The sequence below is a fragment of the Glutamicibacter sp. GQ173 genome (assembly GCF_059759215.1).
In genome coordinates this window covers 425237-435705 of the sequence record NZ_JCAXDT010000002.1, presented here as the reverse complement: position 1 = coordinate 435705, position 10469 = coordinate 425237, and the positions used below count along the sequence as shown (strand labels likewise).

The window sequence follows — 10469 nt, the reverse complement described above, 5'->3', positions numbered from 1 at the left end:
CATCCGACATGGATGAGGGCGGCCTTTCGTGATTTAAATTATCCGGTCTTGGCCTGCCTGGGCTGAGCCAACATGAACGATCACACCTGGCCGGTTTCCCAACGCAACGAGACTCCAATTGGCGCATGAAGCAAAAACGTGACTATAGTTTCGTTTAATAGAATTAGGGGAACCTTAGAACAATAGGTGGAGTCGTCGATGAGCAAAACAGCGCCAACTGCAAATAGTAAGATCGCACGCCCCATAGGCGAGATAGCGGAGGCACTTAAGGACGTTATCGACCCAGAACTTGGTGTCAATATCGTTGACCTGGGACTCGTTTATGATTTGCGTTTCGTTGAAGGTGCCGTGCTTGAAATCGATATGACACTGACAACGCCAGCGTGTCCGCTCACGGACATCCTTGAAGAGCAAATCAGCCAAGCCCTGAAAAATCTTGTCACCGTACACCACATAAATTGGGTGTGGAGCCCGCCATGGGCCCCAGAACGCATCACCAGCGAAGGGCGAGAGCAGATGCGGGCACTAGGTTTTAATATCTAGGGTCGAAACCACTCGACGTCAAGAAACAACGGACTCGAAGGCGATGGCGCTTCCGGTTCCGCCAGCAGCTGCCATCAGCGCCAGGGCCCGCTGGCCAGGAAGACGAAGTTTGCTAGCCTGCCAAAACAGCCTTGTGGTCAATATGGCGCCACTTGCCCCGTAGGGATGACCCAGCGCCAGTGCACCACCTTGACGATTCACTGTGGCTGAATCGATGCCGAGCACTTCGAGGCAAGCCAACGCCTGCACGGCGAAAGCTTCATTGAATTCAATCAATGGCTCATGAACTGGCTGGTCGCTGCCCAGCATCTTTGTCAGCTTCTGATAGGCCGGTACGGCGGCCATGCCAAGAATCTCGGGATCGCACGCGCCAGATGCCGAAGACAGGTACCTCAACGCGAATGCCGGGGTCATACCCTGCAGCACCTTTTCGCTCACAATCAGCACAGCGGCAGCACCATCGTTGACAGGGCATGAATTTCCAGCTGTGACGCTCCCGCCCTCCACAAAAGCTGGTTTGAGGGCCGAAAGCTTCCTCGGGGTGAGCGAAGGTCGAGGGCAGGTGTCCTGGGCAATGAGTCCCGTTGACGTGTTTACCGGCAGCAACTCATCGTGGAACAGTCCTTCTGCCTGGGCCGCTATGGTTCGTGTGTGGCTTTGCAAAGCGAAGGCATCTTGGCGTTCCCGGCTGATTCCGAGGCGGGCAGCGATGTTTTCTGCCGCGACACCCATATCGGGATCGGCATCGGGAGCTGGAGTGAACCTTGCACGCGAATACAGCCTGGGCGGACTTGTGACCGATTCTTGTTTCTCAACCCTCCAGGGAGCGGTGCTGACCGACTCGACTCCGCCAGCTAGAACGATGTCGGCCTCACCACAGCGAATCATTCGCGCACCAGCAGCGATGGCCTCCAGCCCACTGGCACACTGGGCATCCATGCTGGTAGCGCTCACTGTTTGAGGCAATGCTGATGCAAGTGCGGCAACGCGGGCAATGTTTCCTCCTGGCCCGGCAGCATTGCCCAGATACACATGATCGACTTTGTCCGGGCCTAGCCCTGCCCTTTCCAGAAGGGCGGTGAGCAAGGGGGCGAGAAGCTTGTCGGCGCTGATCCGTGCGTATTCCTTGCCGGCTCGCACAATTGGCGTGCGAAGCGCGCCAATCACATAGGCGTTATTCATCGTAATCGTATTCTCTTGACTATTTCTGGGGCATCATCCGCCAAGTACGCGACAGACGTTTTTCCGCTAAAGGCCTGGGGCCAGTCTTCCAAGAAGATGACCTCGTGTGGCATCTTGAAAATCGGCAGTTGCTTAGCAAAGGCATTTTGGAGAATTTCGCGCTTGAGAACGGGGGAGCGGACGTACGCGAACAGGCGCAGTTCACCCTTTACGCTTTCGAGGCGAATTTTGGCTTCATGAACATTCAACTTCGAGAGCACATCGTGCAGTTCCGATGGGTGGATGTTGTTGCCGTGCAGATTCAGCATGCCATCGTCGCGGCGGATGAAGGTAATGCGTTGATCGGTGGATTGGATGGCGAGGTCCAGAATGCTGGTCGAATTGTTGCACCGGGCGATGGGTGGTGCCGTTTGCGGGTCATAGCCGGCCGCGTTAAAAGGGCTGTCTACGTAGACGGTGCCAATTCCCGTATCCGGATCGACGTCATGCAGGTGAATTGAAACGCCTGGGAAAAGCCGGCCTGAAAAACTGCCCCCGTTTTGTTCATCGGGTTCTCGATAAGAGTAGGCGATGAGGCTATGTTCGCTGCTACCGAAGTACTCGACGCAGGAGTCAAGCGCGGGCAAGGCATGAAGGCGTGCAACGAGCGGCGCAGCTAGTGATTCACCGCCACTGACGACCCAGCGGATCGTCGATAGCAGTTCGGCTTCAACATGGGCAAGGAGCCGGTCAAGTATTGTCGGCACGCTGACTATTCGGTTGCACCTAGCGCGTCCCAGCAGGGATCTGGTGTCTTGAACGCTCCATCGTCCGGCCCCCGCAAATGTTCCACCGGTATGAATCGACTCGACCAGCGAGTAGAGGCCAAGACCGTGCGAAATTGGCCCGGGGGACAAGGTAGTGGCTTCTTCCGTGGCTTTCAGGACGCAGGCGCCGCTTGCCACGGAGTCCTGCCATGACGCCGCGCTCCTGATGATGGCTTTGGGCCGGGAGGTGGTTCCCGAAGTGCAGATGATGAGGAGTTCCCGGTCATCGGGGTGCTGGTGCGCAACCCATGGCCCTGCATCGGATGTATCCGAGACCCTTAGGGTAGTCGCCGGGATTCGCGGGGCGAGTTCTAGGACATCATTTGCCATCACGTGGCTGCAATTGAGGGTTCTGATCATCGAATGAAGCAAGGCTGCTGGCCATGCTGGATCCAGGACAACCAAGGTCTTTCCCGCCAGGGCTGCGCCGTGAAAGGCAACAGCCATCGTGATCGGGTCGCTGGTCAGAATGCCAACGCGCTGCTGCGCCAGCTGGTGCAAAGTACCAGCAAGATGCTGGGCGCGCCCTGCGAGCTGGGCATAGGTCAGCTCGCCACGGGGAGAGATCACCGCAGGCTTGTTGGGCCAGCGATCTGCCCAGCCCGCAAGGGCATGCCAAAAGTCCATGCTGCTAGCTCATCAGCCTGCGGTAACTGCGGTGAACGGTGAGAGCGACAAGCGTCGTAACGACAGCCTTGAACAAGTCTCCAGGGAGGAAAGCGGCTGATCCAATGAGTGACGTGCCAAGATCAAGACCGGTAACCGCCGCGGTCCAAGGGACGCCACACAAGTAGATAACACCGATACCGCCGATGACGACGGAAGCAAGTCCTGCAAGCAATCGCGTTGCATTTCCAGTTCTGCGAAGGACCCAGTACTTGAAGAGCAGGCCAATAACCAGTGAACCGAATACCCAGCCGACGAGATAGCCGCCGGTGGGGCCGAGCAGCACTCCCAGCCCCCCGCGTCCACCTGAAAGCAAGGGCAGGCCGGCAACGGCAAGGACCACGACGACCAGCGAGGACATGGCCCCGCGCCACGGTCCCAGAAGCGCTCCGGCCAGCATGACGCCCAGTGTTTGCAGGGTAATTGGCACAGGAATGATGCCCACGGTGATTGGGGGAAGCAGGCCCATTGCTGCGATCATTGCGGCGAAGAGGGCAACGTAAACCGTGTTTTTGGTTTGCGAAGAAGAATTCCGAGACATTGGGGTTCCTTGATGTTGCGAGTGTGATGCTGGTGAGGTTCAGCGCTGATGGGGTGCTGGGTCTGAATCGTAGCCACGGGCATCTAATGCCTCGGCTGTTTCTTCAGCGATTTTCAATGACCTGATAACCAGCGGCACCGTCACCGCCAGGGGATTGTTGGCCAATCCGCGAGCGTGCTGGGCTTCGCGAACTTCTACGTACACCTTTTTCAGTTCTGGAATGAAGCGAATGGTCATCGAAAAAGCCAAGGCAATTTGCGCTGGATTCCCGCCCACAAAACGAATGGGAGAACCGACTTGCTGAAAGAGCTCCAGCATGGCTTCAAATTTTGTCGTGAGGCTGACCGAGTACGCAAGAAGGCACATGGTCAGCAGCCGCAGGACCGAGCGCAACGCATTAAGCCAGTCAGTTTGAATCCCGAGCAGAACAAAAACAATACCGAGGATGACGGTGATCGAGATCAGCGGCAACCGAATCTGTTTTGGGTCAACACGTGCTGAGAGCAATAGCCCGGCACTTGCGATGAACAGCGCCAGGAGAACTGCCCACGAGGTGATCAGATACAGCGCTATGCTCAGAACCAGCAGGGTACCGAACTTCCATCCGGGTTTGATTCGCGCCAGGTAAGAAGTGTTATTGGCGGCGATCATGCGTGGCTCCATTGCCGGTAATGCGCGATCGCTTCGGCGGGATCCCCATCAAACGCGATCGTTCCATCTGTGATCACGAGGACGCGTTCGAAGTCCTCAAGAATTTCCAAGTCGTGTGTCACGACGATCGCTCGTTGGGATAGCTTTGCGATTTCACGCTGAAAGGCCAGCCGATTGCGTAGATCCAGCATCGTTGTTGGTTCGTCGAAGACGATAGTGCGTGGCTGCATTGCCAATACGGAAGCGAGTGCCACCATTTGCTGCTCGCCACCCGAGAGCGTATGGCTTTCTCGATCCGCCAGATGCGAAATATTCAATTCGTCCAGAGTCTCGGCGACGCGTTGTTGCCGCTCGGATTTGGGCAGAGACAAGTTCTTCAGGCCAAACGCGATATCGTCGGAAACGATGGGCATGATGATCTGATTGGCAGGATTCTGGAAGACAAACCCAACTTCCCGCCTGATCTGCTTGGAATGCTGCCTGGTGTTCAGCCCTCCGACATGGACGACCCCGTCGGTTGGCAGCACGAGCCCATTGAGCAAACGGGACAAGGTGCTTTTGCCTGCCCCGTTGGCGCCAATCACGCCAATGCGTTGTTCGTCGAGACTGATGCTGACATCTCGGAGTACTGCCCGGTCGTCGTAGCGAACAGAGACGTTCTCCAAACGGATTGACGGTAGATCCACAAGTGCTCCAGCGCGATGCTCAGGGCTCAGTATTGCTCAGCAACGAAAACTGCCTCGCCTCGGCCAACTCTATCGATGGTTGAATCACCATCGGTTAAGAGCATACTTGATCACTGTTCAATTGTCTTGATCAGTGTTCAATGAAGTAGCTATGCGGCGAAAAATTGATCGAACATCAAACCGAGAGACAGCATCACCATGATGATCCCGGAAAGCAACGTCACAATCCGAGCTGCAAGAGGCCTTGATCGGAGCAAGGTGCGAGCGGCCAAGGCAACCGCGAAGTACACGGCAATGGATACGCCAAAGTGGGTCAATCCGAGGATGCCCGTTTGAACTGGCATCGGCGTGGACAGCGATGCATCCAGGTATTGGGGGATGAGCGCGACGTACAACAACAGCGCCTTGGGGTTCGTTCCGCTGGTTAGCAGGCCCTTGAAAAATGAGGTGCGAGCGGGGATCGTTTGCTCGGCCACAGGGAGCAGGGCGACACCTGCGCTCGCAACGCTGCGTGTTTCGGTTGTCGCATCCAGCTCGCGTTGGGAGAACTCGTCGGCGGTAGGACCTGCAGGTTCGCTGAAGAATGTCGCCTTATTGCAGGACCGAAGCGTGGAAATTCCAAGCCAGAGCAAGTAGATGGAGCCTGCCGCGGTCAGCCACATCAGCATGTTGGGCGAGCTGGCTACGAGCGCGGCGATTCCGCATACCAGCAACGCTGTATGGACGAGATAGCCCGAAAGCAGTCCCCAGACGGCCGGCTGGTAGGTTTGCTTCCTCAAGGCAGAGGAAATGATGTATGCCCAATCAGCTCCTGGCGTGCACGCCAAGGTGACTGAGATCAGGAGAAAAGCCGTGAGCTGGGCGAAATCCATTATCCAACCTTCTGTGGAACAAGTTGCGGTGCCTTAAGCCTAGGAAAAATAACACCAAATGTGTTTGCCTGTTTTTGGCCAAAAGTGAAGATGGGCGCAAAATAATCATGCACTTCTCGAAAACAACGCAATATATTTGTGCTGTACGCTAAGTTCATGGATGACTTGGACCGCGCGATACTTGCTGAATTGCAACTTGACGGACGCATCAGCGCTACAGCCCTGGCAGCCAAAATTGGCTTGTCCGTGGCTCCGTGCCATCGGCGTATCCGCGAACTTGAGCGCTCGGGCGTGATTGCTGGATATCAAGCTGTGATCGCCCCTGAGCGAATCGGGCTCGGCTTTGAAGCCCTGGTTTTCGCGACGCTCAAGGACCGCGCCCAGCTCAAAGAGTTCGAGATGGCAGTCGAACGTGAAGAATTGATTGTCGATGCGCAGCGGCTATTCGGCGAACCCGACTTCCTATTGCGGGTTTTTGCCCAGGATTTGAGCCACTACCAGCGTGTTTACGATGAAGTGCTGGTCGAACTGCCGGGCGTGGAGAAGCTCACCAGCACCATCGTCATGCGCAACATCAAAGAGCGAGCTGTGCTACCGGTCTAGAGCGGGCGTGCTTATTGCCGTGAACGACGGCTTACTCGCGGTGTCAGCAGCAGCGACACTACGAGCACTGCAGCGCAAATCCACAAGGCCTGGGGGAGCCCGGCTTCATCAACGATAAAGCCAATCAGCGGTGGGCCGCCGAGCATTGCTCCATAGCCGAAAGCGCTGATGATACTCACTGCCTTGGGTCCCAGCCTCACCGAACGGGATGCTGCGATGCTCATTCCCACAGGGAACCCAAGCGAACTGCCCAGCCCCCACATCGCAGAGCCCAGCCCGATGGAAAACGGGGTTGAGCCAAGGATGAACAATGTGACACCCAATAGCCCTATCGAGCCCATGAGCAAGAGGGTGTACTTGTGCCCCATCATGTCAACCAGATGCCCGCCAAGGAAGCGTCCGACGGTCATGGCTCCCACGAAAAGGGTGAACATCAGCGCGCCCTCCTCGTGCTCCAGCCCATGACCGTTTACCGAGGCTACCGCGATCCAATCGTTGGCCGCGCCTTCGGTGAAGCTGAGGCCGGCCACCATTAGGCCAAGCAGCAGCAGAAGTCCAAGGTTGCGCAGTCCCTGCGGTCGCTCTTCCGTAGCGGCCTTGGCCCTCTCAGCGAAGTTTTCGTTGTCCCATTTCGAAAGGCCAAGGTGGGCGAAAAAGGCAAGGGCAATGATCAGTACTGAAACGAACGCAAAGTGCCAGATGCTGCGTACTTGCATAGCGATCGTAGCTGTAGCCAATCCAGCGCCCAACAGTGAGCCCAAGCTGAAAAAGCCGTGCAGGGATGGCATGATGCTACGCCCGAATTGGCGTTCGATCCGGGCGCCGCTGACGTTCATCATGATGTCGAGGCATCCAAAAATGATTCCGTTGGTGAAGAGCACCAGGTAGGCAAGCCAAGTGCTCTGCGCAAGTGAAATCGCTACGCCAAGAACCGGCAGGCAAAGTGCAAGCCCGAGCGGCAGAATGCAAAGGAGGCGCTTGGTTGGGATGTATTTGCTAATCAGCGGAATCACCGACAAGCCGATCAAGGTGCCCAAAGTCATGCAGAGGAGAAATGAACCGAGGCCTAGACCCGAGAATCCGAGGACGTCATCAATGATCGACAACCTTCCCGCCCAGGAAGCGAACGATAATCCCGCAAGCAGGAATATTAAATTGATACTGGTGCGTTCTGTGGGCAGGTGTCGCGCTCCAATGGCGACCGGTTGGGTCATCTGACAGTATTCCCTGTTTCCCCTTGGTTTCTATATTTCCTAGAGTTTATCGCAATCTCGTCAACCAAGTTACTAGTCAGTTAACCTTGGGTGATATTCAGCGGTGATGTGTCGGTCTTGCTCAGCTCGCGCATAGGAAATGGGAGCCGAAGAGCATTTTTCCCCAGACGTGCCCGTGTCGAGTGAGCTGAATCTGAATCGAGGACACCCGCGGTCGGGCTCAGCCAATGGGGCATTGTTTGAGGTCTGCCGGTGCTGCCTTGGCAAGCAACGTCTTCATCCGAATGGGAAAGGGACTCTCCGCTGTATCCGCGCTGTATCCGCGCCAGCATTCAACAATTGCGAATCGGAGAAGGCCGCCGTCTACGAGCAAGAGCAGGCGAGCAGTGGTTCTTGAAATATCGTCCCGGAGGAAATCCTGCCTCTAACTGGGAGGGCGCACTTCCATGTGAGCATGGTTGCGTTTCGGGCGCCGGCTGCGGGCGCTTGGTCGACTCGACTTGCCATTCAACTCATGTCAGTGGATTCTTTACCAGTTTTGAAGAGCCTAGGAGGCATGCGCAGCGTGTCGATTCAGATCAGTTGCCGTCGCCTGGATGCCCGATCGATTGATTACCGCGATGGCCGGCAGCCATGGAAGAGTTTCCATCCTGGTCTGGTATTTCGGTTGGGCGGGTACGCGGTGGTAGGCATTCGGCAGCAGCGAGGCTGCTTTGGCCCGAACCTGAATCGAGGGTGCCCATGGACATCTTCCGATGGTCGCAAGTGGCAATGTTCACCAAATGGCAACAGATGCTGGGTGATATGCATGATGATATGGCGAGGAAGCTCACTGATCATTGGTTGCCTGATCCGGAGCCGGAATTCAATATCATCTCGCCGGCAGGGAAGCGGAAGGAGCGCCCGAGCGGGGGAGCCTGAAACCAAAATCGTGGTGTAGTTGTGGTGCAAGCGCTTGAAATGTCCCGAGCATCGGCACAAAAAAGAACCGCCATTCACTTATTTTACCAAGTGAACAGCGGTTTTTGTATTCGTGCCCCCGGCGGGATTCGAACCCACGACCTAGAGATTAGAAGGCTCTTGCTCTATCCAGCTGAGCTACGGAGGCATAACCGAAAATAGTTTAGCTTATCGCTCGCCGAAAATTCGACTTGAAGTCGGTAGGGTGGAAGCATCCTTCAACATGGAACGCTGGCTAGGGGTACTTAGGTTGCTGAGATTGAATTATGGCAGTCGCCTGAGTGTCGTGTGCTTCGTTGGACTGAGCCTAATACTCGCCTGGTGTGTGGCGACTCCCTTGTGGTTGGGCAAAGGGCTCAACGAACCGAGCTTCACCACAATTGCATCCCTCATGATGTTCACTCCTGCCACGGCTGCTTTGGCGGTATCCCTACTCGAACGACGCGGGTCCATGTTCCTGCGTGACACAGGCATCTGGCCGTTAAAGCTGTCGATACGATTTCTCGTGTCAGTCCTTCTTGCGTTGCTGATACCCATTGCATTAGTTGTTCAGGCGCCCATCGTCGGTACGTGGATTGGGGTCTTTCCTGGCGATCTCCAAAACTTCACGCTCCTGAACTTCGTCTCCGGGACCAAAGGCCCAGTGCTCTACCTTGCGGATCAAGCCTTACTCATTGTCCTTGCAGGGCTGGCCAACGCACTCCTAGCGATAGGCGAAGAAGTCGGCTGGCGCGGTTGGCTTTGGCCGCGGCTGGTGCCCTCGGGAAGAATGGTGGCAATTCTCTTATCGGGTGTTATTTGGGGTTTCTGGCACGCACCTCTGATCCTTCTTGGCTATAACTACCCACTGGCCCCTGGATGGGGAGTCATTGCAATGTGCGGAGTCTGCATTGTACTCGGCGCATTCCTCGGCTGGATTCGTTCGTACAGCGAGTCGGTTTGGCCAGCCGCATTGGCGCACGGTGTGTTTAACGCCAGTGTAGGTTTGACCTCACTTTTTATGACACTCGGTGCGTCGATTGACTCAACGGAATCGTCAATCCTGGGATGGACTGGCTGGATTCTCCCCGGGGCAGTCATTGTAGTGATCCTGCTTGTCAGCGCGATTCGATCACGGCTTCCAGGTTCAATCTCCACAGTTCGTCAGAACCTCGAAAACTAGCTCCGAGCACTGCAGCAATATGGGAACCAACGCCGAGAAGAGTCCTCGGCGTAGGGAACCTAAGGAGTAGATACTCGTGAGTGATCAGGTGACTATCCGTGCGATTGTCGGCACGGATCCACAATTAAGCGTGACTTCAAAAGGTGTGTCCGTCTTAAAATTTCGCGTTGCAACACATGAGCGAAAGAGGGACCAGGAGTCGGGTCAATGGGTCGATGGGCCCACGAACTGGTACTCCATCAGCGCATTTCGTGGATTGGCCGAAAACACCATGGAGTCACTGGTGCAAGGTGACCATGTGATGATTTTCGGAAAGCTGCAGATCCGTGAATTTGAACGTGCGGATGGAACGAAGGGCAATAGTGCGGATATTGAGGCCTATAGCATCGGGCATGATCTACGATTCGGCACAAGCTCCTTCACCCGGGTTCGCACTGACATGGCAGAGGCGGACCGTAAAGTTCACCAAGAAGGTTCAACGGAGGCCGATGCAAGTTGGCCAAAAGGCACCGATCAGGCAGCTTGATTTAGAGATGGTTGGCGATGTTTGGTTCATTCATATGAAACCGGACACCGCCAACCA

The 10469-nt window shown here is 55.9% G+C and carries 11 protein-coding genes and 1 tRNA gene; 4 read left to right on the top strand and 8 right to left on the bottom strand.

What is annotated here, in order from left to right:
- Window positions 1-198: 198 nt before the first annotated feature.
- The gene (locus AC6CHO_RS05980; protein ID WP_498214129.1) at window positions 199-543 is read left to right on the top strand and encodes a metal-sulfur cluster assembly factor; all 345 of its coding nucleotides are present in this window, start codon (window positions 199-201) and stop codon (window positions 541-543) included.
- An 18-nt stretch (window positions 544-561) separates the two neighbouring features.
- Here AC6CHO_RS05980 and AC6CHO_RS05975 read toward each other — a convergent pair whose 3' ends face one another.
- The 6 genes from AC6CHO_RS05975 to AC6CHO_RS05950 all read right to left on the bottom strand — a co-directional run bounded on the left by AC6CHO_RS05975 (window position 562) and on the right by AC6CHO_RS05950 (window position 5947).
- The gene (locus tag AC6CHO_RS05975) at window positions 562-1725 is read right to left on the bottom strand and encodes a thiolase family protein (protein WP_498214128.1); all 1164 of its coding nucleotides are present in this window, start codon (window positions 1723-1725) and stop codon (window positions 562-564) included.
- Window positions 1722-3158: a class I adenylate-forming enzyme family protein gene (locus tag AC6CHO_RS05970; protein WP_498214127.1), complete on the bottom strand. Its 1437-nt coding sequence runs from the start codon at window positions 3156-3158 to the stop codon at window positions 1722-1724. Before AC6CHO_RS05970 ends, AC6CHO_RS05975 begins: the two co-directional genes overlap by 4 nt.
- A 4-nt stretch (window positions 3159-3162) precedes the next feature.
- A complete protein-coding gene (locus AC6CHO_RS05965) occupies window positions 3163-3738 on the bottom strand; it encodes a biotin transporter BioY (protein ID WP_498214126.1) in 576 nt (191 codons plus the stop codon).
- Between the two features lie 39 nt (window positions 3739-3777).
- Window positions 3778-4389 (bottom strand): energy-coupling factor transporter transmembrane component T family protein, encoded by a 612-nt coding sequence (locus tag AC6CHO_RS05960; protein WP_498214125.1) that lies wholly within the window; start codon window positions 4387-4389, stop codon window positions 3778-3780.
- Window positions 4386-5075 (bottom strand): energy-coupling factor ABC transporter ATP-binding protein, encoded by a 690-nt coding sequence (locus AC6CHO_RS05955; RefSeq protein ID WP_498214124.1) that lies wholly within the window; start codon window positions 5073-5075, stop codon window positions 4386-4388. Before AC6CHO_RS05955 ends, AC6CHO_RS05960 begins: the two co-directional genes overlap by 4 nt.
- Window positions 5076-5224: 149 nt before the next feature.
- A complete protein-coding gene (locus AC6CHO_RS05950) occupies window positions 5225-5947 on the bottom strand; it encodes a LysE family translocator (RefSeq protein ID WP_498214123.1) in 723 nt (240 codons plus the stop codon).
- Window positions 5948-6103: 156 nt separating this feature from the next.
- On the opposite strand from AC6CHO_RS05950, the gene AC6CHO_RS05945 reads away from it, so the two are divergent.
- On the top strand, window positions 6104-6550 hold the full coding sequence (locus tag AC6CHO_RS05945; protein WP_498214122.1) for an Lrp/AsnC family transcriptional regulator: 447 nt from the start codon (window positions 6104-6106) through the stop codon (window positions 6548-6550).
- Window positions 6551-6561: 11 nt separating this feature from the next.
- Here the strand turns inward: AC6CHO_RS05945 and AC6CHO_RS05940 are convergent, their stop codons facing one another.
- Complete coding sequence (locus tag AC6CHO_RS05940; protein WP_498214121.1) at window positions 6562-7764, bottom strand: MFS transporter; 1203 nt, start codon at window positions 7762-7764, stop codon at window positions 6562-6564.
- Between the two features lie 1034 nt (window positions 7765-8798).
- Window positions 8799-8872, bottom strand: a tRNA-Arg gene (locus AC6CHO_RS05935).
- 177 nt (window positions 8873-9049) lie between these two features.
- On the opposite strand from AC6CHO_RS05935, the gene AC6CHO_RS05930 reads away from it, so the two are divergent.
- Together AC6CHO_RS05930 and AC6CHO_RS05925 are read left to right on the top strand one after the other, a co-directional pair.
- Window positions 9050-9886 carry a CPBP family intramembrane glutamic endopeptidase gene (locus AC6CHO_RS05930; protein ID WP_498214120.1) on the top strand — a complete coding sequence of 279 codons (837 nt, stop codon included), beginning with the start codon at window positions 9050-9052 and terminating at the stop codon, window positions 9884-9886.
- 76 nt (window positions 9887-9962) lie between these two features.
- Window positions 9963-10412: a single-stranded DNA-binding protein gene (locus AC6CHO_RS05925; RefSeq protein ID WP_498214119.1), complete on the top strand. Its 450-nt coding sequence runs from the start codon at window positions 9963-9965 to the stop codon at window positions 10410-10412.
- Window positions 10413-10469: the final 57 nt, after the last annotated feature.